The organism is Paraburkholderia susongensis, from assembly GCF_900177725.1.
Lineage (GTDB): Bacteria > Pseudomonadota > Gammaproteobacteria > Burkholderiales > Burkholderiaceae > Paraburkholderia > Paraburkholderia susongensis.
Genome location: NZ_FXAT01000001.1, coordinates 670297 through 691120 on the forward strand (window position 1 = coordinate 670297; position 20824 = coordinate 691120).

A 20824-nucleotide genomic window follows, 5' to 3' on the forward strand; every position below is an offset into this window, starting at 1 on the left:
GGAAACCGCGCGCCGCGAAGGCTAATCTCGCCAGTCAGCGTTACGGCGCGCTTGCCGCGATCTTCGGTGTGCTCACGGCCACATCGCCGCATTGCGCGCGATGGCGCAGCGCGTGATCGATCAGCACGAGCGCGAGCATCGACTCGGCGATCGGCGTGGCGCGAATGCCGACGCACGGATCATGGCGCCCAAATGTTTCGACGACGGCCGGCTGCCCCGCCTTGTCGATCGAACGGCGCGGCGTGCGAATGCTCGAGGTCGGCTTGATCGCGATCGATACCGTGATGTCCTGCCCCGTCGAAATGCCGCCGAGCACACCACCCGCGTGATTGCCGACGAAGCCCTCCGGCGTCAGTTCATCGCCATGCACTGAACCGCGTTGCGCGACGCTCGCGAAGCCCGCGCCGATCTCGACGCCCTTGACCGCGTTGATGCCCATCATCGCGTGCGCGATGTCGGCGTCGAGGCGGTCGAACAGCGGCTCGCCGAGGCCGACCGGCACGCCGGAAGCGACCACGTTGATGCGCGCGCCGATCGAATCGCCGTCCTTGCGCAGCGCGTCCATGTACGCTTCGAGCTGCGGCACGATCTGCGCGTTCGGCGCGAAGAACGGGTTCTCGCGCACCTGCGCCCAGTCGACGAACGGCACGTCGATCTCGCCGAGCGCAGCCATATAACCGCGAATCTCGGTGCCGAATTTCTCGCGCAGCCACTTTTTCGCGACGGCGCCCGCCGCCACCGTCGGCGCCGTCAGCCGCGCCGACGAGCGGCCGCCGCCGCGATAGTCGCGAATGCCGTATTTCTGCCAGTAGGTATAGTCGGCGTGACCAGGGCGGAACGTTTCGGCGATGTTGCCGTAGTCCTTGCTGCGCTGGTCCGTGTTGCGAATCAGGAGCGCGATCGGCGCGCCGGTCGTGTGACCTTCGAACACGCCCGACAGGATCTCGACCTTGTCTTCTTCCTGGCGCTGCGTGACATGACGCGACGTGCCCGGCTTGCGGCGATCGAGTTCGAGCTGGATGTCGGCCTCGTTGAGCGCCATGCCCGGGGGGCAGCCGTCGATCACGCAGCCGATAGCGGGGCCGTGCGATTCGCCGAAGGTCGTGACAGTGAAAAGCGTACCGAGCGTGTTGCCGGACATGGGCGTCGTCCAAAGAAATGCGGGGAGAACGTTATTATGCCAGCCCGCTCGCCTCGGGGCCGCAGCGCGTGGCACGCTCGTGGCACACGCGTGGCACTTCGGGCCGAACGGCCAGGGCGGGACCTGGCGGGGAAGCCGCGTGAGCCGAGGTCCAGCGCCGGCCGGGTGAAAACCGCTATGAAAGCCGCCGTGATAACCGGGACTGCCGCCACCGCGATGAGTCCCGCAGCAGCAGCCATCACGACCATCGCTATTTACGCGCCCCGCGCAGCTCGGTCACGGCCTGCTGCAACTTCTCCGGCGTCGCGAGCACCGGGTCGAGCGGCTCGCCCACCGCGAGGCTCAGCCGGCTCATCACGCCCTTGCTGACCGGCCGCGGCCAGTGCGCGTCGACGGCGCGCGAAAACACGCTGCCCCACAACCCACGCAGCGCCATCGGAATGACGGGCGCCGGCGTGCGCTTGACGATTTCCATCACGCCGTGACGAAACGGATTCATCTCGCCCGTGCGCGTGAGCTTGCCTTCCGGAAAGATGCACACGAGTTCGCCGTCGGCGAGCGCCTGCGCGCACAGATCGTAGGCGCGCGCGAGCAGCGCCGCGTCCTGATGCGCGGGCGCAATCGGAATCGCCTTCGCGTGACGGAACAGCCAGCCGATGAACGGCGAGCGGAAGATCTGATAGTCCATCACGAAGCGGATCGGCCGCGGGCTCTCGGCCATGATGACGATCGCATCGACGAAACTCACGTGATTGCACACGAGCACGGCCGCGCCCTCTTGCGGAATCCGCTCGGCGTGCACGAGCCGGATCCGGTAGAACGTATGCACGAGCAGCCACGCGACGAAGCGCAGCAGGAACTCGGGCACGAGCGAATAGATGTAGCCCGCGACGGCCACATTCAGCAGCGCGGTCACGAGGAAGATCGCCGGAATGCTGAAGCCCGCCGCGGTCAGTCCCATCGCCATCAGCGCGGAAACGATCATGAACAGCGAGTTCAGGATATTGTTCGCGGCGATGATGCGCGCGCGGTGGCTCGGCTGGCTGCGGCTCTGGATCAGCGCATAGAGCGGCACGCTGTAGAAGCCGCCGAACATCGCGAGCAGGAACAGGTCGGCAAGCACGCGCCAATGTGCGGCCCGCGCGAGAAATTCGCCGACGCTCAGCAGATGCCCCGCCGGCGGCAGCGCGTGGCTTGCGAAAAAGAGGTCGATGGCGAACACGCTCATGCCGATCGAGCCGAGCGGCACGAGGCCGATTTCGATACGCCGCTTCGAGAGCCTTTCGCACAGCAGCGAGCCGATGCCGATACCGACCGAGAACGTGCCGAGCAGCACGGTCACGACGTCGGGGTCGGCCGAGAGCACGTCTTTCGCGAAGTTGAAGAACGAGGCGAGGAAGGTCGCGCCGACGAACCACAGCCACGAAATGCCGAGCAGACTCAGGAACACGGTGCGGTTTTCGTGCGCGAGCTTCAGGTTGCGCCACGTTTCGCTGACCGGATTCCAGTTGATGCGCAGATCGGCCTGCGGCGCGGGCGTGGCCGGCACGAAACCCGACACGACGCGGCCGGTCAGCGCGATCGCGACACACGCGCAAGCCAGCACCACCGCGCCATGCTGGGCGAACCCCGCGCCCGCGCCGCCGACGATCGTGCCGAGCAGAATCGCGACGAAGGTGCCCATCTCGACCATGCCGTTACCGCCGACCAGTTCCGCCTGCGACAGATGCTGCGGCAGATATGAGTATTTGACCGGGCCGAACACGGTCGAGTGCACGCCCATCAGGAACGTGCATAGATATAGGAGCGGCGCGCTATGCAGCCAGAAGCCCGCGCCGCCGATCAGCATCACGACGATCTCGAAACTCTTGACGAGGCGCGTGAGCATCGCCTTGTCGTACTTGTCGGCGATCTGCCCCGAGGTGGCCGAAAACAGCACGAACGGCAGGATGAAAATCGCCGAGATCAGGAACGCCGCGGTTTTCGGATCGACGCCCGAAAAGCGCGCCGCCTGATACGTGACGAGCGACGTGAAGCCGATCTTGAAAACGTTGTCGTTCATCGCGCCGAGGAACTGCGTCCAGAAAAACGGCGCAAAGCGGCGCTGGCCGAGCAGGCGGAACTGGGATCCGTGCGCTTCGTGCGCGCGAGCGGCGCGGCGGGCGGCAGGCAAGGGACGATCGTTCATGAAGGTCGGCGAACGGCACGCAAAAATGGCAAGGAAGCAGGCGGCGCGGCGAATAACGGGATAGGCGGGATAAGCGGGATAAACGCGACGCGCGCGCAGGCTGCCGCGCTCCCCCCATCCCCGTGGCCGGAAACAAGGCCAGACACAAAAAAAGCGCCCGCTTTCGCGCGCGCTCTCTCATCGAACTCGCGCTCCCGCCGACGGCCCGAGCGCGACGTCCGAGCCTCGCGCATTAGCGCGCCGGCTGCTGTTCCTGCTGTTCTTCCGGCCAGTCGCGGATATACGCCTTGAGCATGCGATTCTCGAAACCCTGCTCTTCAACCACCGCCTTCGCGACGTCGTAAAACGAGATGACGCCCATCAGTGTGCGGCTTTCCATCACCGGCAGATAACGCACATGATGTTCGAGCATCATGCGGCGCACTTCGTTGACGTCGGTTTCCGGCGTGCAGGTGAGCGGATGGTCGTCCATCACCTTGCGGATCGTGGAGGTGCCGACGCTGCCGCCGTTCTTGCTCAACGTCAGAATGATTTCGCGAAACGTCAGCATGCCGACGAGGTCGCCATACTCCATCACGACGAGCGAGCCGATATCGTGCTCGGCCATTGCATTGACGGCGTCATGCAGTGTGGTATCCGGCGTGACCGTAAAAAGGGTGTTGCCCTTGACTTTAAGAATGTCGCTGACTCGCATGATCTATCTCCTGATACCACTCGTCCTGCAATGCATGAAATGTTTTTTCGATCCTAGCGGAAAGGCCCATAAAAGGAAAGCGGACCGCCCGGCAAGGCGCGGCGGGTTTTCGCCATACCGAATTCACACGTTTTCGGGAACGCGCCGCGGTATTTCCCGGCGCATTCCAGCGAAGCCATGGGCGAGACCGCGGACAGAACCGCGGGAAAGCCGCGCTTGAAACAGCGTGCACCGGTGATAGGATGGCCGCCACCTTCATCTTTCGCGAGGCCGCCCACGGCCCCGCCGCCCACGATGTCCGCCAACCGTTTCGATACGCTTGCGCTGCACGCCGGCGCCGCTCCCGACCCCGCCACCGGCGCGCGCGCCACGCCCATTTACCAGACTACCTCGTTTTCGTTCCGCGATCCGGATCACGCTGCGGCGCTCTTCAACATGGAGCGCGCGGGCCACGTCTACTCGCGCATCTCGAACCCGACCGTCGCCGTGTTCGAGGAGCGCGTGGCCGCGCTCGAAAACGGCGCCGGCGCGATCGGCACCGCGAGCGGCCAGGCAGCCCTCCATCTGGCGATCGTCACGCTGATGGGCGCGGGCTCGCATATCGTTGCCTCGAGCGCGCTGTACGGCGGCTCGCATAACCTGCTGCACTACACGCTGCGGCGCTTCGGCATCGAAACGACCTTCGTCAAGCCCGGCGACATCGATGCATGGCGCGCCGCACTGCGCCCCAATACGCGCCTGCTGTTCGGCGAAACGCTCGGCAACCCGGGGCTCGACGTGCTCGACATCGCCGCCGTCGCGCAGATCGCGCACGAGCACCGCGTGCCGCTGCTCGTCGATTCCACTTTCACGACGCCCTACCTGCTGCGGCCCTTCGAGCATGGCGCCGATTTCGTCTATCACTCGGCGACCAAGTTTCTCGGCGGCCACGGCACGACGATCGGCGGCGTGCTCGTGGACGGCGGCACGTTCGATTTCGATGCCTCCGGCCGCTTTCCCGAATTGACCGAGCCTTACGAGGGCTTTCACGGCATGGTGTTCGCCGAGGAAAGCACCGTCGCGCCATTCCTGCTGCGCGCGCGCCGCGAGGGTCTGCGCGACTTCGGCGCGTGCCTGCATCCACAGGCCGCGTGGCAGCTGCTGCAAGGCATCGAGACGCTGCCGCTGCGCATGGAACGGCATGTCGCCAATACGCGGCGCGTGGTCGAATTCCTCGCCGCTCATGCCGCGGTCGAAACGGTTGCCTATCCCGAACTGCCGACGCATCCCGATCACGCGCTCGCGCAGCGGCTGCTGCCGCGCGGCGCCGGCGCGGTCTTCAGCTTCAATCTGCGCGGCGACCGCGCGGCCGGGCGCGCCTTTATCGAGGCGCTGTCGCTGTTCTCGCACCTCGCGAACGTCGGCGACGCGCGTTCGCTCGTGATCCACCCAGCCTCGACGACGCACTTCCGCATGGACGCCGCCGCGCTCGCCGCGGCCGGCATCGCGGAGGGCACGATCCGTCTGTCGATCGGCCTCGAGGATCCCGACGACCTGATCGACGATCTCAAGCGTGCACTGAAGGCCGCGCAGAAAGCCGCGCAATCGGGGGGCGGGACCGCCTCCCAGCAGCCCAATACCGCGAACGCGGCGTCATCCGGGACCTCCGCCTCCTCCGCCCAGTTGCCCTCTTCCCGCCCGGAGTCCGCATGATCGTCACCGTTCAAGGCAAACCCGCCTACGCCTACACGGGCGGCAAGACGTTCGACGCGAGCCTGCCGACGGCGGTGTTCATCCACGGCGCCGAGCACGATCACAGCGTGTGGGCGCTGCAAAGCCGCTACTTCGCGCATCACGGCTTCGGCGTGCTCGCGCTCGACCTGCCGGGTCACCGCCGCAGCGCCGGCCCCGCGCTCACCAGCGTGCCGGCGATGGCCGGCTGGCTGGCGGCGCTGCTCGACGCCGTGGGCGTTGCGCGCTCCTTCGTGGCCGGCCACAGCATGGGCTCGCTGATCGCGCTCGACTTCGCCGGCCGCTACCCCGAGCGCGCGACGCATCTCGCGCTGCTCGCCACCGCGATGCCGATGGCCGTCTCCGACGCGTTGCTCGACGCCGCGCTCAATCGCGAGCCGGAAGCAATCGGCCTCGTCAACCAGTGGTCGCATTCGACGCTCGCGGCCAAGCCGTCCTGCCCAGGCCCCGGTTTCTGGCTGCACGGCATGAACCAGCGGCTCATGGAACACGTTTCGGCGAGCGGCGAACCGCACCTGTTCCACACCGACTTCGCCGCGTGCCACCACTACGCGGATGGCCTCGCCCGCGCGGCCCAGGTGCGCTGCGCGACGCGGCTGATCGTGGGCCGGCGCGATGCGATGACGCCGCCGCGTGCCGCGAAGGCAATCGCCGACGCGCTCGCGCAGGCCGGCACACCGGTCGACACGGTCACGCTCGACGCGGGCCACGCCTTGATGACCGAGCAGCCCGACGCGACGCTCGACGCGCTGTTCAGTTTCGCGTCCCGGGCGCCGCGCGAAGTGCAATGAACGGGCGTGGCGATGTCGGCACGTCGTTGACACGTCGCTGGCACGTCATTAGCACGCGGCTGGCCTCGGCGAGGGCCGCAAAGCGTCACGGACAGTCACGGGGAATCGTTGCGAACGGTCAAGATACGCGTGCGGAACGCGCCGCGCCATCTGCCGAATGGCCAGGTTGCGCGCGACCGGTGATCGCCGGACAATGACAGAAGCCTGTCTGTTTCAGCCCGCGAGCCCGATCTGCAGGCGCAAGGCAGGAGCGCCGCGCGGCAACGAAGCGCGACGGGCACGCAAGCAAGCCGCAGCAGTTGGTTGTGTCCACATCCGGAGGCCATCATGGCTCATACCGCGCACACCGATCACTTCGCGAGTTTCGCGGAGTTTTATCCGTACTACCTGAGCGAGCATCGCAACCTGGTCTCGCGGCGGCTGCATTTCGTCGGATCGCTCGGCGTGATTGGCTGCCTCGCCATGGCGCTCGCCACCGGCGACTGGCTATGGCTGCCGGCGGCGGTGATCTGCGGCTATGGCTTTGCGTGGGTCGGCCATTTCTTCTTCGAGAAGAACAAGCCGGCCACTTTCCGCCATCCGTTTTACAGCCTGATGGGCGACTGGGTGATGTTCAAGGACATCTGCGTGGGGAAAATTTCGCTGTAGCCGGGCCGGCGGCGGCCTGAGCCGCAACCTCACGCCGCCTGATGCGGCATCGAAGCCGCCGTCTGCTCGCTCCCCCCTGCACGGGCCGCTCTCGCGGCCGCGCGTGCCACGAGCAACGCAGCGAGCGTAATTTTCAGTTTGTCGTTGTCGAGCGCCGCCAGCAGCATCCCGCCATCCACCCGCGTGGATTCCAGTTCGAGCTGGTAGGCAAGTTCCGCGCGGTCGATCACAAACAGGTCGAACAGGCGCTGCACCGTGACCTGCGCCGGGTTCGCGAGCAGCAGGTAGTGCGGGCCGCTCAGGTCCTCCTGCAGGCGCGCAATCCACTCGATTTCCTCGAGCCGCTGCAGCAGCATCAGCGTCGTGTCCATGTCACGGCGAAGCATGCGTGCAAGCTCGGGCATCGTGTAGCCCGGCTTGCCGGCCTCGCGCGCTTCGGAAAGCCGCGCGAGCAGTTCGAGCGAATCGAACAGATTGCTGCCGTTGAAGACGGGCCGGTGAAACTGGCCGATGCGAATCGCCGGCAATGCGGACGCGATCATCGCGCCGGTGAGCGAGATGAACCAGCACAGGTACATCCACAGCAGGAACAGCGGGATCGCGGCAAACGCGCCGTACACCGCGGTATAGGTGGGAATGCGGCGCACGTAGTAGCCAAAGCCGCGTTTGGCGAGTTCGAACGCGATCGCGGCGGTCACGCCGCCGATCACCGCATCGCGCCACTCGACCCGGCAATTCGGCAAATAAACGTAAAGCATCGTGAACGCGAGCGCGGTGAGCGGCAGCGCGGCGCCCGTGAGCGCCCATTCGATCAGCGGCGTGATGCGCTGCGCGGCCGAGAACGACATCGATTGCGTGAACAGATACGAAGAGATCGAGAGGCTCACGCCGATCAGAATCGGCCCGAGCGTGATGATCGCCCAGTAGACCAGAATGCGCTGCGCGAGGGGCCGCGCCTTGCGCACGCGCCAGATCACGTTGAACGCGGATTCGACGGTCATCATCGTCATCACCGCGGTGACGAACAGCACGATCATGCCGATCGTCGTCAGCCCTTTGGCTTTCGAGGCGAACTGGTTCAGATACTTGAAAATCTGGTCGTTCAGTTGCGCGGGCATCAGGTGGTCGGCGAGAAAAAACTGCAGCGACGCCTGGAACGAACTGAAGATCGGAAATGCGGTGAACAACGCGAACGCCACCGTGGCGAGCGGCACGAGCGCGAGCATCGTCGTGAAGGTCAAGCTGCCCGCCACCTGCGGAATCCGGTCCTCGCCGATGCGCTGCGCGGCAAACTGCGCGAGCCGTTTGAGCGTGTCGAGATCGAAACGCACCCTGGACAACAAACCTGCCTCCTTGCTTCCTGAACTGCTCAATTGGGACTGCTTGATCGGGACTGCATGAGCCGCACGCGGCACCTGGTGAAACGGCCCATGAGCGGCTCATGAACGGCTCATGAACGGCCACGAGCGGCCTGTACAACGGACCGAGCCCCTATAATACCCGTTCACCGATGAGGCCTATGAAAGACATTCTCGTGCTTTATTACAGCCGTCACGGCGCCACGCGCGAACTCGCGCTGGCGATCGCGCACGGCGTCGACAGCGTCCCCGGCATGCAGGCGCGCGTGCGCACGGTGCCGGCGGTTTCCACGGTCTGCGAGGCGGCCGAGCCGGACATCCCCGCCGAAGGGCCGCCCTACGTCGAATTGCGCGACCTCGAGGAATGCGCGGGCCTCGCGCTCGGCTCGCCCACCCGCTTCGGCAACATGGCGGCCGCGCTCAAATACTTTCTCGACGGCACCACGCCGCAGTGGCTCTCAGGCGCGCTCGCCGGCAAGCCGGCCTGCGTGTTCACGTCGACCGGCAGCCTGCACGGCGGCCAGGAAACCACACTGCTTTCGATGATGCTGCCGCTCCTGCATCACGGCATGCTGATCGTCGGCATTCCATACACCGAGAGCGCGCTCTCCACTACGCAAACGGGCGGCACGCCGTATGGCGCGTCGCATTTCGCGCGCGCGGGAACGGCCGGGCAAGGTATCTCCGCCGAAGAGAAGACGCTCGCGACCGCACTGGGCGCACGCGTCGCGCGCACGGCGGCCGTGATGAGCGAAAGGCCGTGAGCGAGAGACCACGAGCGACCGAACGTGAGCGAAATGCCGTGAGCGAATCCGATCTGCCGCCAATCGAACGCGGGGATATCCGCGAGACCGCGCCCGTGCAGCCCAAAGCCGCTGCCGCGCTCGTCGCCGCTTTCACGCTGGTCACGATGATCGCGCTCGCCGTCGCATGGGAATGGTGGCTCGCCCCGCTGCGTCCCGGCGGCTCGCTGCTCGTGCTCAAGGCGTTACCGCTGCTCGCGGCGCTGCCGGGCGTGTGGCAACGCCGGCTCTATACGCTGCAATGGGCGTCGATGCTGATCCTGCTGTATTTCGCCGAGGGCGTCGTGCGCGGCTGGAGCGACCATGGGCTGAGTTCGCGTCTCGGCTGGCTGCAAGCTCTGCTTGCCGTGATCTTTTTCGCGAGCACGCTCGCCTATGTCGGGCCGTTCAAGCGCGCGGCGAAGCGGATGCAGAAGCAGGCAGCCGCCGATGCCGCGCACGCTGCTGCCGATCGCGAAACCACGCATGACTGAACAAGCCCGCGCAGCCGCTCGCCTGAACCTCGCCTGAACCTCGCCTGAACATGTGACACCCGCGTCCCGCGCCCAACCTTTCCAGCCAACCCACATGACCCAAACCGCCTTCCTCGCCGCCTGCCGGGACGCCATCGGCGCGGCCCACGTACTGACCGACCCGCACGACACGGCCCCCTATATCACCGACTGGCGCCGCCGCTACACGGGCGCGGCATGCGCGGTGCTCTGCCCGGCTACGTCCGCCGAAGTCGCGGCGCTCGTGACGCTCGCCGCCGAGCATCGCATCGCACTCGTGCCGCAAGGCGGCAACACCGGCCTCGCGGGCGGCGCGACGCCCGACGCGAGCGGCGCGCAGGCCGTCATCAGCCTGCGGCGGCTGAATCGCGTGCGCGACATCGATCCTCACAACAACACGATCACGGTCGAAGCCGGCGTGATCCTCGCCGAGGTGCAGAAGCACGCCGAAGCGGCCGGGCGCCTCTTTCCGCTGAGCCTCGCCGCCGAAGGCAGCTGCACGATCGGCGGCAATCTCTCGACCAACGCGGGCGGCACCGGCGTGCTGCGCTATGGCAACACGCGCGAACTGTGCCTCGGCCTCGAAGTCGTGACGCCGCAAGGCGAGCTGTGGGACGGCCTGCGCGGGCTGCGCAAGGACAACACCGGCTACGATCTGCGCGACCTCTTCATCGGCGCGGAAGGCACGCTCGGCATCATCACCGCGGCGGTGCTCAAGCTCCATCCGCAACCGGCCGCGCGCGTCACCGCGCTCGCCGCGCTCGCGTCGCCGCACGCGGCGCTCGATTTTCTCGCGCTCACGCAAAGCATCGCCGGGCCGCTTCTGACCGGCTTCGAACTAATGTCGGATTTCTGCCTGCGCCTCGTCGGCCGGCATTTCGAGCAGATGCGCTATCCGTTCGCCGAACCGCATGCGCAGATCGTGCTGCTCGAACTGTCGGACAGCGAAAGCGAGGCGCACGCGCGCACACTGTTCGAGCATCTGATGGAAACGGCGCTGGAACGAGGTCTCGTCGAGGACGCGGTGGTCGCGGAAAACCTCGCGCAGTCGCGCGCGTTCTGGAATCTGCGCGAACACATTCCGCTCGCGCAGGCCGAAGAAGGCCTGAACATCAAGCACGACATCGCGGTGCCGATCTCGCGCATCGGCCACTTCATCGAGGCGACCGACGCCGCGATCGGCGAGGCCGCGCCGGGCGCGCGCATGGTCACGTTCGGCCATCTCGGCGACGGCAATCTGCACTACAACGTGCAGGCGCCCGAGGGCGTCGACGCGAAGGCGTTTCTGAACGAGTACCAGAGCCCGATCAACCGGATCGTCTACGACAGCGTGCACGCGCATCGCGGCAGCATCAGCGCGGAACATGGGCTCGGCCAATTGAAGATCGACGAGGCTGCCCATTACAAGCAGGACGTCGAGGTGCGGATGATGCGCGTGCTCAAGCAGGCGTTCGATCCGCTCAACCTGATGAACCCGGGCAAGGTGCTACGCTAACGTCTGAAGCCCCCGCGCGGGGGCGTTTGCAGGAGTTGCATCCGTGAAGATTCGCGTGCTGTCCGATCTGCATCTGGAAAACGACGAGCCCGAGCTGATTGCGCACGCGCAGGCGGATCTGGTCGTGCTGGCCGGCGACATTCACAACCACGCGGCCGGCCCGCGCTGGGCCGCGCAGACGTTCGACGGCGCGCTGCCCGTCGTCTACGTGCCGGGCAATCACGAGTACTACGACGGCGAATTCGGCGCGCTCGAAAGCGCGCTCATCGATGCGGCCGCGCAGGTCGACAACGTGCACGTGCTGAACAACGCCGCGCTCGTCGATCCGCAAGGCCGCTGGCGCGTGCTCGGCACGACCTTGTGGACCGACTTCGCGTTGTACGGCGCGACGCCCGACGCAATCGAAGAATCGATCGATGCCGCGCGCCGCGTCATGCTCGACTATCTCGGACTGATCCAGATGAACTGGCCGCACGGCACGCACGATGCCGCACGCGACTTCACGCCCGCCGACTCGCTCGCGCTGCATCGTCACGCGCGCGCGTGGCTCGAAGCGGAGCTGGCGAAGCCGTTCGGCGGCAAGACGATCGTGGTCACGCATCATGCGCCGCATCGGCTGAGTCTTGCCGCGCGCTATGCCGAGGACCGCGTATCGGCGGGCTTCGTCAGCCACCTGCCGGAACTCGTGCACGCACCTGTCGCGCTATGGATTCACGGCCACACGCATACGTCGTTCGACTACACCGTGAACGGCACGCGCGTCGTGTGCAATCCGCGCGGCTATTTCGACCGGCGCAGCAGGCAATGGGAAAATCCGCTGTTTGCGTGGGATAAGGTCGTCGAGATCTAGACGCGGGAAACTCGGGGAGAGGGAAAGGACCTGCGACTGGACGCGCTGCGGGACCTGCTACAGCCACGTGCTTTAAAAGCGCATCAAGGAAAAACCCTCCGGGAGCGGAGTCCTACGGCCTCGCTCAACGCTCGCGCGGCTGCATATCCTGCTGCTCGACCTTGACCGGCACGAGTTGCGGCTGCTGTATGCGCATGCGGCGCAGCAGCTCGCGCGATGCGGCGACGCCGATCAGTCCCAGCATGACGGCCACGCCGATCATCAGGTGCGTATCCATGAATCTGTCGTCCTTCAGTGGTTGCAAAGTGCCGAACGGCGGCGAATTCCGCGCGTGCGGCCGGAGCGGCAGCGCGTGAACCACACGTTAGCAAATCGCCCGCGCGCGAAAAGTAAGGAAGTGTTGCGGCGCCGCACTTATGTAACAGGCTGTCACGCCGCGCGGCTCCCATGCGTCAAACATTGCAAGGGCATGCGTGCGGCGGGCCCGGCACATCAACCCGCGCCCCTCACGAGCGCGCGAACTGGCGCAATTCCACCTGATCCGCAGCGAGCGTGGCCGGCAGTTCGTCGCGCAGGAATTCGACCCACGTGCGGATTTTCGCGTCCAGATACTGCCGCGACGGATACAGCGCATACAGGTTCATTTCCTGCGACGTGTATTCGGGCAGCAGCCACACGAGCTCGCCGCTGCGCAAACCGCTGATCGCCGAATAGATCGGAATCAGGCCGACGCCCATGCCCTTGCAGGCGGCCACGGCCATCGCCTCGGCCACGTTCACCTGAAACGTGGCCGCGCCGAGCGCCACGGTTTCCTCGCCGTTCGGGCCGTCGAAGGTCCATTTGTCCGGCGGGAACACCGGCGCGACCAATTGCAGGCACGTATGGCGCGCAAGATCCGAAGGCGTTTGCGGCACGCCATGCCGCTCGAGATACGCGGGCGACGCGCACACGATGCTGAACGCGCTGCCAAGGCGCTGCGACACGAGCCCCGAATCGGGCAAGCCGGTCGCGAGCGTCAGCGAAACGTCGAAGCCCTCGTCGAGCAGATCGGGCATGCGCTGCGCGAGCGTCAGTTCGATATGCACGTCCGGGTAGCGCTCCTGGTAGCGGCCCACGGCGGGCACCACGTAGTGCTGGCCGAAGCTCGTCATCGCGTGAACCTTGAGCTTGCCCGACGGGCGCGCGTGCGCGTCGCTCGCCTCGGCCTCCGCCTGGTCCACATACGCGAGAATCTGCTCACAGCGTTGCAGATAGCGCTCGCCGGCCTCGGTCAGCGCGATGCGGCGCGTCGTGCGGTTCAGGAGCCGCGTGCGCAGATGCGCCTCCAGATCGGAGACCGCGCGCGACGCGTACGCCGTAGTCGTATTCAGATGCTGCGCGGCGCCCGTGAAGCTGCCCGCTTCGACGACGCGGACGAATACGCGCATGTTTTGAAGCGTGTCCATACCCTTTCCTATCGATCCGGAGCCGGCGCTTTAGCTATCGATCCAGAGTCGGCGCTTTGACACCTACTCCGGTCCCATGCAGCGCATCGACCCCGATCTCATCCAGCGTAATTGCGATTGATCGGTGGCGATTGTTGCATGTTCCGCAAAGACAATTATCTCATGTTTCGTAAAAATGCCTTGCATCTTTACCGGTTATTTCCCAATCAATCAAAAAATATAATAGCGCACAAGTTTCTATAGTCATTTTTGGAGGAAATCGTGCAGTCTCCGGTACAGAAAGGGATCGCCGCAGCCGCGGTTCTTGCGATCCTATTAACAATCGCCGGCTGCGCAAGTACCGGAGGCGTCGCGCCGCAAGCGGACGCGATTGCCCCTGCGTCGCTGGACGCGGGCAACGCGATCCACGCCGCCAACGCCGACGCGCAATGGCCCGCCGCCGACTGGTGGCGCGTCTACGACGATCCGCAGCTGAACCAGTGGATCGAAGCCGCGCAGGCGGGCAACCCGAGCCTCGCGGCCGCGCAGGCGCGCGTGCGCGAGGCGGCGTCGATGGCCGGCGTCGCGCGCGCGGCACTCGCGCCGCAGGTCAACGGCAGCCTGTCGATCCAGCGGCAGAAATGGGCCGACAACCTGTACTACGGTCCGGGACCGCTCGCGGGCGAGCAGTCGTGGAACAACACCGGCACGCTCGGCCTCGCCTATCACCTCGACATCTGGGGCAAGGACAAAAACGCCGCCGAGCGCGCGCTCGACCTCGCGCACGCGAGCGCCGCCGATGCGCGCGCCGCGCAGCTCGAACTGCAAGCCAACGTCGTGCGCACCTACGTCGAGATGTCGATGAACTACGCGCTGCTCGACATCGCGAAGGCGACGCTGCAGCAACAGCAGCAAATCGTCGACCTCGCGAACCGGCGTCTCAAAGGCGGCATCGGCACGCAGCTCGAAGTGAGCCAGGCCGAGACGCCGATGCCGGAGTACGAGCGCCGCATCGACGAGATCGAGGAAAAAATCGCGCTCGGCCGCAACCAGCTGGCCGCGCTGGCGGGCAAGGGCCCGGGTGCGGGCGATGCAATCGGGCGCCCGACGCTGTCGCTCGCCGCGCCCGCCGGTCTGCCGTCCGCGCTGCCCGCCGACCTGATCGGCCATCGGCCCGACGTCGTCGCGGCGCGCTGGACGGTCGCCGCGCAGGCGCGCGGCATCGACGTCGCCAAGGCCGACTTCTATCCGGACATCAACCTGCTCGCGTCGATCGGCGGCTATGCGGCAATGGGGCCGCTGTTCCAGTTCCTGAAGAATCCGTCGCATAGCTGGAGCGTGGGTCCGGCGCTGTCGCTGCCGATCTTCGACGGCGGCCGGCTGCGCTCGCAGCTCGGCGCGGCATCGGCGGGCTACGACGAAGCGGTGGAGCGCTACAACCAGTCGATCGTGAGCGCGCTGAAGGACATCTCCGACCAGGTGATCCGCATGCGTTCGCTCTCGACCCAGGCCGACGACGCCGACCGCTCGGTCGCCGCGGCCCGCAAGAACTACGATCTCTCGCGCGAAGGCTACCGGCGCGGCCTGACCGACTATCTGAACGTGCTGGTCGCGCAGAGCCAGTTGCTGCGCGCGCAGGAAGGCGTCGCGAAGATCCAGGCCGAGCGCCTCGGCGCGCATGCGTCGCTGATGACCGCGCTCGGCGGCGGGCTCGACGAGCCGGCCAATGGGCCGCAGGACAGCGAAACGCTGCCCGCGCATGGCAAGGGCAAGAGCGGCGCGGCGGGTAGTGAAGCGGCGAAAGTGGCGGCCGCCGGTGCGGATGGGCATGCGGATGCAAGCGCAAGCGCGAACACCGCCGCTATCGCCTCGCGCACCACCCACGCGCCCGCTTCTGCTTCCGCTCCCGAGTAAGGCAAACGGCCATGTCCGCCTCTCCTTCCTCCACCGCGCGCCCGGCGTCGCTTGCCGCGTGGTACGCGGCCGCCGCCGAATGGGCGCGCACCGACGGCCTCACGTGGGTCTATCTGTTCAAGGCGCTCGCCGCGTGCTTTCTCGCGCTCGGCATCGCGATGAAGCTCGACCTGCCGCAGCCGCGCACCGCAATGACCACCGTCTTCATCGTGATGCAGCCGCAAAGCGGCGCGGTGTTCGCGAAGAGCTTCTACCGGATCTGCGGCTCGCTCGTCGGCCTCGTCGTGATGCTCGCGCTGATCGGCCTGTTCGCGCAGCAGCCTGAGCTTTTCATCCTCTCGACGGCGATCTGGGTCGGCATCTGCACCGCGGGCGCCGCGCGCAACCGCAACTTCCGCTCGTACGGCTTCGTGCTGGCCGGCTATACGGCCGCGCTGATCGGCATTCCCGCCTCGCAGCATCCGGACGGCGCGTTTCTGAGCGCGCTCACGCGCGTCGCGGAAATCGTGGTCGGCATCATCTGCGCGGGCGCGGTGAGCGGTCTCGTGTTCCCGCAGTTCGCCGGCATGCAGATGCGCAGCACCGTGCGTGCGCGTTTCTCGGGCTTCGTCGAATACGTGTCGGCGTCGCTTGCCGGGCGCAACGACCGCGCGCAGATCGAAGCGACCAATGCGCGCTTCGTCGCCGATATCGTCGGCTTCGAGGCGGCGCGCAGCGTCGCGGTATTCGAAGGCCCCGATTCGCGCATGCGCGGCGGCCGGCTCGCGCGTCTGAACAGCGAATTCATGACCGCCTCGACGCGCTTTCACGCACTGCATCAGTTGATGAACCGTCTGCGCGCGAGCGGCACGCATGGCGCGGCCATCGCGATCGCGGCGCTGGAGCCCTACTTCAAGGAGATCGCGCCGCTGCTCGCGAAGTCGGGTGAACCGGTGCTCTCCGCAGCCGATGCCGCGCACGCCGCGGCCCAGCTCGACACCTACAAGGCCGAGCTGCCGAAGCGCGTGCGCGCGACCCGCGCCGAACTGGAGACGCACCCCGACGCGCCGCTGCTCGACTTCGACACCGCCGCCGAACTGCTGTATCGCTTCATCGACGATCTGCACGCCTACGCGGCCACCTATGCGTCGCTCGCGGTCGACACGCACGAGCGCGAGCGCTGGATCGAGCGCTACGAGCCGAAGACCAACGCGATCGCGGCGGGCGTCGCGGGTCTGCGCGCCGCGATCGTGATGGTCGTGCTCGGCGCGTTCTGGATCGCGACCGCGTGGCCGAGCGGCGCGACGCTCACGCTGAACGCGGCGGCGATCTGCGCGCTGGCGTCGTCGGCGCCGGATCCGAAGCGTACCGCGTTCCAGATGGCGGGCGGCACCATGCTCGCGGCGCTGATGGGCATGATCGCGGTGTTCGGCGTGTTTCCGCACATCGACGGCTTCGCGATGCTGTGCGTCGCGCTCACGCCGTTCCTGCTGCTCGGCGTGTTCATGACCACGCGCCCGGCGCTCGCAGGCTACGGCGTGGGCTACTGCATCTTCTTCTGCTTTCTCGCCGGGCCCGACAACGTGATGCACTACGACCCGAGCTCGTTCATGAACGACGCGCTCGCGCTCGTGCTGTCGATACTCGTCTCGTCGATCGCGTTCGCGGTGCTGTTGCCGCCGTCGACGCCGTGGCTGCGCAACCGCCTGCTCATCGACCTGCGCCGTCAGGTCGTGCTGGCCGGCAGCGCTGGCATGCGCCGTGTACGTTCGCGCTTCGAGAGCGGCGCGCGCGATCTGATGTTCCAGATCAACGCGCTGTCGCAAAACGCGCCCGAACTGAAGCGCGACACGCTGCGCTGGCTCTTCTCGGTGCTCGAAATCGGCAACGCGGTCATCGATCTGCGCCACGAAGTAGCCGCGCTGCCCTCGCATGCGTGCCACGCAAAAACGGCGCCGTGGCGCGTCGCGCTGCGCAGCCTGATCGATGCCTTGAGCGCCCTCTTCGAGCGGCCGCGCGAGGAGTGCTTCGAGCGCGCGCTCGCGGCGACCACCGCTGCCATCGCCGAAGTGCAGCAGATGATGGCAGGCTTCACGCCGTCGCGCGAAGAACGCCACCAGTTGCTGCGCATCCTCAGTCAACTGCATTTCATCCGCACCGCGCTGCTCGATCCGCAGTCGCCGCTTGCCTCGGCGATGCATGGACGCGGCGGCGCGTCAGAAGAAGAAGGAGTTCCTCATGCCACGTGATATCGCCGTGCTCGATGCCTACGTGCCGGCCATCGTGCTGCTTTTCATCGCGGGCGCCGCGCTCACCTGGCTGCTGGACCGCGCGATCGCCTATACCGGCCTCTATCGCGTGGTGTGGCATCCCTCCCTGTTCCGGGCCAGCTTGCTCGTATCTGTGTGCGGCCTTCTCGGCCTCGCCGTTTATCGTTGATCAAAGTCGAAACATGACCATCCGAAATCTTGTGGGCTTCATCGCGACAGCCGTCATTTTTGTCGTCGCGATACTGATTGGCCGCGTGCTGTGGATTCACTACATGGACGAACCGTGGACCCGCGACGGGCGCGTGCGCGCCGAGATCGTCAACGTGGCGCCCGACGTGTCGGGCGCGATCGTCGATCTGCCGGTCAAGGACAACCAGTTCGTGAAGAAGGGCGACCTGCTCATGCAGATCGATCCGTCGCACTACCAGATCGCGGTCGAGCAGGCGCAGGCGGCGGTCGCCGCGCGCAAGGCTGAATTGCAGATGAAGCGCGACGACGCGCAACGGCGTGCCGACATGGACGCGCTCGTGGTGTCGAAGGAAAGCCGCGAAAACGCCACGCATACCGCGTCCGCCGCCGATGCCGCGTACCAGCAGGCGCTCGCCGCGCTCGACGCCGCGAAGCTGAACCTCGAGCGCACGCGCGTGGTGTCGCCGGTCGACGGCTACGTGACGAACCTCTCCGTGTTCCGCGGCGACTATGCGACGGCAGGCGCCGCGAAGCTCGCGATCGTCGACAGCCACTCGTTCTGGGTCTACGGCTACTTCGAGGAGACCAAACTGCCGCACGTGCGCATCGGCGACAAGGCCGAAGTGCGGCTGATGAGCGGCGGCACGCTGCAGGGCCACGTGGAAAGCATCTCGCGCGGCATCTACGACCGCGACAATCCGCAAAGCCACGAACTGCTCGCGGACGTGAACCCGACCTTCAACTGGGTGCGCCTCGCGCAGCGCGTGCCGGTGCGCGTGAAGATCGACTCCGTGCCCGATGATGTCGTGCTCGCGGCGGGCACGACCTGCACGGTGATCGTGCGGCCGGGGGCGGTGAAGGCGAGTTGATGGGGGCGCCGCGGCGGTCGCTGCTGCGGTTATTGCGGCGGTCACTGCGGAGCGGAGCGAAGCCGCGCTTGTGCGGCGGTTTCGGCTTCGGCCTCACAGCCTGAACTGCCCCACCATCGCCTTCAACCCGCGCGCCTGATCGTCGAGCGAGCGGGCCGCGGCGGTCGCCTCCTCCACCAGCGCGGCATTCTGCTGCGTGCCCGCATCCATCTGCGTGACGGCGAGATTGATCGCCTCGATACCCGCGCTCTGTTCAGACGAGGCCGCCGAAATCTCGCCCATGATGTCGGTCACGCGCTTCACGGCCTTGACCACTTCGTCCATCGTCTGACCGGCGTCGGTGGCGAGCGCCGAGCCGTTGCTCACGCGCTCGACCGAGGTCTGGATCAAGCCCTTGATCTCCTTGGCCGCCGCCGCGCTGCGTTGCGCGAGGTTGCGCACCTCGGCGGCGACCACCGAAAAGCCGCGCCCTTCCTCGCCCGCGCGCGCCGCCTCGACTGCCGCGTTCAGCGCGAGGATATTCGTCTGAAACGCGATCCCCTCGATCACGCCGATGATGTCGCCGATGCTGCGCGCGCTCTCGTCGATGTCGTTCATCGTCGCGACCACGCGGCTCACCACCGCACCGCCCTGCTCGGCAATCGCCGACGCGCTGTTCGCAAGCGTGCTCGCCTGCTTCGCGTTGTCGGCGTTCTGACGGACCGTCGAGGTCAACTGCTCCATGCTCGTCGCGGTGCGCTCGAGCGCCATCGCCTGCTGCTCGGTACGCTGCGACAGATCCAGGTTGCCCATCGAAATCTGCCCCGACGCGGTCGCGATCGCATCCGCGCTCGACGCGATGCCGGCAACGGTCGACGCGAGTCCGCTTTGCATGTCGCAAAGCGCGTAGAGCATGCTCGAACGATCCTTGCCGCCGAGCGCGATGCGGTTCGACAGATCGCCCGCGGCAATGCGGCTCGCGATTTCCTTCGCGTACGCGGGTTCGCCGCCGAGTTGCGCGGTGAGCCGCCGCACCACCCACGTGCTGATACCGGCCGCGAGCACGATCAGCGCGAGCGTCATCACCGCGATCATGACGAACGACGAGTGATAGATGAAGCCGGACGCGTCGATGGTCGCCTTCGCGGCGGTGGCGCGTTGCGCGACGAGTTCGTCGACGAGCTTTTCGAGCTTGCCGGTTTCGACGAGCAGCGACACGTCCTGCGTGCCGACTTGCCAGTTCATCTGCGACAGGTCGAGCGGCTGCGCCTTGACGAGCGTCACGAAGTCGCGCAGATGCGCGCTCCATGCGGCGACCGCGGCGGCAAACGCCTTCTGCTTGCCGGCCGCCTTCGCGTCGGACGTATCGACGTAGCGTTGCAGCGTGCCGAGCTGGCCGCGGAGACCGGCGAGGCCGCGCTCGATGTCCGCGCCGAGTTCGTCGCGCTCCTTCGCGGTGGTCGCGGTCAGCAGCATCTTTTGCGCGCGGCTTGCGCGCAGCATGTGGCCGCGCGCTTCTTCGGCGGCCCGGCTCGCGACGTGGCCCTGGTCGTAGATCGATTGCGCGGATGCATTCAGGCGGCTGATCTGCGCGAGCGAGAACACGCCGATCAGCAGCGTGCCGGCGAGCAGCACCGCGAAGGCGATGCGCAGCGTCGCCTTCACCGACAGGCCGCCGGGCTTCGAGCCCGCGCGGGCTGACGGGCCGCGTGGCCGTGCATTGGCTGGGCCGGTTGTTGGGTTGTCTGTTGGGTTGCTCATCGGCCCGTCGTCCGGCCCATTCCCCAGCAAGCCCGCGCCGTCCCGGCCGCTTCGCGCCACTACTTTCATATTCCCCGTCCCCACGTGTAGATCGACCGGAAAGGTCGGTTCCGGCATGACCGCTTATCTCACCGGGTCTACGGCAGCAACGTCGATGATCTTGAATACGGCTTGCGCAGAGCCACGGGCCGCCTTACCAGCCGCACGACGGCGAGCGCTTTATACCTGGCCCAAAAACCGGCCAAAAAG

18 protein-coding genes are annotated in these 20824 nt (G+C 66.7%); 11 read left to right on the top strand and 7 right to left on the bottom strand.

Annotated elements, in window-relative coordinates:
* Positions 1-40: 40 nt before the first annotated feature.
* From aroC to B9Z01_RS03080, 3 genes are all read right to left on the bottom strand, one after another.
* On the bottom strand, positions 41-1141 hold the full coding sequence (gene aroC, locus B9Z01_RS03070; protein WP_085480767.1) for a chorismate synthase: 1101 nt from the start codon (positions 1139-1141) through the stop codon (positions 41-43).
* 250 nt (positions 1142-1391) lie between these two features.
* A complete protein-coding gene (locus tag B9Z01_RS03075; protein WP_085480768.1) occupies positions 1392-3329 on the bottom strand; it encodes an MFS transporter in 1938 nt (645 codons plus the stop codon).
* A gap of 232 nt (positions 3330-3561) precedes the next feature.
* A complete protein-coding gene (locus B9Z01_RS03080; RefSeq protein ID WP_085480769.1) occupies positions 3562-4023 on the bottom strand; it encodes a CBS domain-containing protein in 462 nt (153 codons plus the stop codon).
* Between the two features lie 294 nt (positions 4024-4317).
* On the opposite strand from B9Z01_RS03080, the gene B9Z01_RS03090 reads away from it, so the two are divergent.
* The 3 genes from B9Z01_RS03090 (at position 4318) to B9Z01_RS03100 (ending at position 7193) form a co-directional block, all read left to right on the top strand.
* A complete protein-coding gene (locus B9Z01_RS03090; RefSeq protein ID WP_085480771.1) occupies positions 4318-5715 on the top strand; it encodes an O-acetylhomoserine aminocarboxypropyltransferase in 1398 nt (465 codons plus the stop codon).
* Positions 5712-6545: an alpha/beta fold hydrolase gene (locus B9Z01_RS03095; RefSeq protein ID WP_085480772.1), complete on the top strand. Its 834-nt coding sequence runs from the start codon at positions 5712-5714 to the stop codon at positions 6543-6545. Before B9Z01_RS03090 ends, B9Z01_RS03095 begins: the two co-directional genes overlap by 4 nt.
* Positions 6546-6872: 327 nt before the next feature.
* Complete coding sequence (locus B9Z01_RS03100; RefSeq protein WP_085480773.1) at positions 6873-7193, top strand: Mpo1-like protein; 321 nt, start codon at positions 6873-6875, stop codon at positions 7191-7193.
* Between the two features lie 29 nt (positions 7194-7222).
* Here B9Z01_RS03100 and B9Z01_RS03105 read toward each other — a convergent pair whose 3' ends face one another.
* Entirely contained in the window at positions 7223-8536 is a 1314-nt protein-coding gene (locus B9Z01_RS03105) for a YihY family inner membrane protein (protein ID WP_085480774.1), read from the bottom strand.
* 176 nt (positions 8537-8712) lie between these two features.
* Between B9Z01_RS03105 and wrbA the strand changes: the two genes are divergently transcribed.
* The 4 genes from wrbA to B9Z01_RS03125 all read left to right on the top strand — a co-directional run bounded on the left by wrbA (position 8713) and on the right by B9Z01_RS03125 (position 12190).
* A complete protein-coding gene (gene wrbA / locus B9Z01_RS03110) occupies positions 8713-9315 on the top strand; it encodes an NAD(P)H:quinone oxidoreductase (RefSeq protein WP_085480775.1) in 603 nt (200 codons plus the stop codon).
* A gap of 38 nt (positions 9316-9353) precedes the next feature.
* On the top strand, positions 9354-9827 hold the full coding sequence (locus tag B9Z01_RS03115) for a DUF2069 domain-containing protein (protein WP_085480776.1): 474 nt from the start codon (positions 9354-9356) through the stop codon (positions 9825-9827).
* A gap of 94 nt (positions 9828-9921) precedes the next feature.
* Complete coding sequence (locus B9Z01_RS03120; RefSeq protein ID WP_085480777.1) at positions 9922-11340, top strand: FAD-binding oxidoreductase; 1419 nt, start codon at positions 9922-9924, stop codon at positions 11338-11340.
* 43 nt (positions 11341-11383) lie between these two features.
* Positions 11384-12190 (top strand): metallophosphoesterase, encoded by an 807-nt coding sequence (locus tag B9Z01_RS03125; RefSeq protein WP_085480778.1) that lies wholly within the window; start codon positions 11384-11386, stop codon positions 12188-12190.
* Between the two features lie 124 nt (positions 12191-12314).
* Here the strand turns inward: B9Z01_RS03125 and B9Z01_RS35395 are convergent, their stop codons facing one another.
* Positions 12315-12467 carry a hypothetical protein gene (locus tag B9Z01_RS35395; protein WP_167387421.1) on the bottom strand — a complete coding sequence of 51 codons (153 nt, stop codon included), beginning with the start codon at positions 12465-12467 and terminating at the stop codon, positions 12315-12317.
* Positions 12468-12696: 229 nt separating this feature from the next.
* The gene (locus B9Z01_RS03135) at positions 12697-13635 is read right to left on the bottom strand and encodes a LysR family transcriptional regulator (protein WP_085480780.1); all 939 of its coding nucleotides are present in this window, start codon (positions 13633-13635) and stop codon (positions 12697-12699) included.
* A 261-nt stretch (positions 13636-13896) separates the two neighbouring features.
* On the opposite strand from B9Z01_RS03135, the gene B9Z01_RS03140 reads away from it, so the two are divergent.
* From B9Z01_RS03140 to B9Z01_RS03155, 4 genes are read left to right on the top strand one after another with little or no spacing between them, the layout of a single operon-like run.
* Positions 13897-15528, top strand: a complete 1632-nt coding sequence (locus B9Z01_RS03140; RefSeq protein ID WP_085480781.1) for an efflux transporter outer membrane subunit — start codon at positions 13897-13899, stop codon at positions 15526-15528.
* Positions 15529-15539: 11 nt separating this feature from the next.
* Positions 15540-17756 carry an FUSC family protein gene (locus B9Z01_RS03145; protein ID WP_085480782.1) on the top strand — a complete coding sequence of 739 codons (2217 nt, stop codon included), beginning with the start codon at positions 15540-15542 and terminating at the stop codon, positions 17754-17756.
* Positions 17746-17946: a DUF1656 domain-containing protein gene (locus B9Z01_RS03150; RefSeq protein WP_085480783.1), complete on the top strand. Its 201-nt coding sequence runs from the start codon at positions 17746-17748 to the stop codon at positions 17944-17946. The genes B9Z01_RS03145 and B9Z01_RS03150 overlap by 11 nt, the downstream gene beginning before the upstream one ends.
* 13 nt (positions 17947-17959) lie before the next feature.
* Complete coding sequence (locus B9Z01_RS03155) at positions 17960-18835, top strand: efflux RND transporter periplasmic adaptor subunit (protein WP_085480784.1); 876 nt, start codon at positions 17960-17962, stop codon at positions 18833-18835.
* A gap of 93 nt (positions 18836-18928) precedes the next feature.
* On the opposite strand, the gene B9Z01_RS03160 is transcribed toward B9Z01_RS03155, so the two are convergent.
* The gene (locus tag B9Z01_RS03160; RefSeq protein ID WP_085480785.1) at positions 18929-20644 is read right to left on the bottom strand and encodes a methyl-accepting chemotaxis protein; all 1716 of its coding nucleotides are present in this window, start codon (positions 20642-20644) and stop codon (positions 18929-18931) included.
* Positions 20645-20824: the final 180 nt, after the last annotated feature.

Excerpts from the sequence above, each read along its gene's own strand:
- B9Z01_RS03080 (WP_085480769.1), bottom strand. The coding sequence starts at position 4,023 with ATGCGAGTCAGCGACATTCTTAAAGTCAAGGGCAACACCCTTTTTACG.
- B9Z01_RS03100 (WP_085480773.1), top strand. The coding sequence starts at position 6,873 with ATGGCTCATACCGCGCACACCGATCACTTCGCGAGTTTCGCGGAGTTT.
- B9Z01_RS03145 (WP_085480782.1), top strand. The coding sequence starts at position 15,540 with ATGTCCGCCTCTCCTTCCTCCACCGCGCGCCCGGCGTCGCTTGCCGCG.
- B9Z01_RS03155 (WP_085480784.1), top strand. The coding sequence starts at position 17,960 with ATGACCATCCGAAATCTTGTGGGCTTCATCGCGACAGCCGTCATTTTT.
- B9Z01_RS03135 (WP_085480780.1), bottom strand. The coding sequence starts at position 13,635 with ATGGACACGCTTCAAAACATGCGCGTATTCGTCCGCGTCGTCGAAGCG.
- B9Z01_RS03160 (WP_085480785.1), bottom strand. The coding sequence starts at position 20,644 with ATGAAAGTAGTGGCGCGAAGCGGCCGGGACGGCGCGGGCTTGCTGGGG.
- B9Z01_RS03150 (WP_085480783.1), top strand. The coding sequence starts at position 17,746 with ATGCCACGTGATATCGCCGTGCTCGATGCCTACGTGCCGGCCATCGTG.
- B9Z01_RS03090 (WP_085480771.1), top strand. The coding sequence starts at position 4,318 with ATGTCCGCCAACCGTTTCGATACGCTTGCGCTGCACGCCGGCGCCGCT.
- B9Z01_RS03095 (WP_085480772.1), top strand. The coding sequence starts at position 5,712 with ATGATCGTCACCGTTCAAGGCAAACCCGCCTACGCCTACACGGGCGGC.
- aroC (WP_085480767.1), bottom strand. The coding sequence starts at position 1,141 with ATGTCCGGCAACACGCTCGGTACGCTTTTCACTGTCACGACCTTCGGC.
- wrbA (WP_085480775.1), top strand. The coding sequence starts at position 8,713 with ATGAAAGACATTCTCGTGCTTTATTACAGCCGTCACGGCGCCACGCGC.
- B9Z01_RS35395 (WP_167387421.1), bottom strand. The coding sequence starts at position 12,467 with ATGGATACGCACCTGATGATCGGCGTGGCCGTCATGCTGGGACTGATC.
- B9Z01_RS03075 (WP_085480768.1), bottom strand. The coding sequence starts at position 3,329 with ATGAACGATCGTCCCTTGCCTGCCGCCCGCCGCGCCGCTCGCGCGCAC.
- B9Z01_RS03120 (WP_085480777.1), top strand. The coding sequence starts at position 9,922 with ATGACCCAAACCGCCTTCCTCGCCGCCTGCCGGGACGCCATCGGCGCG.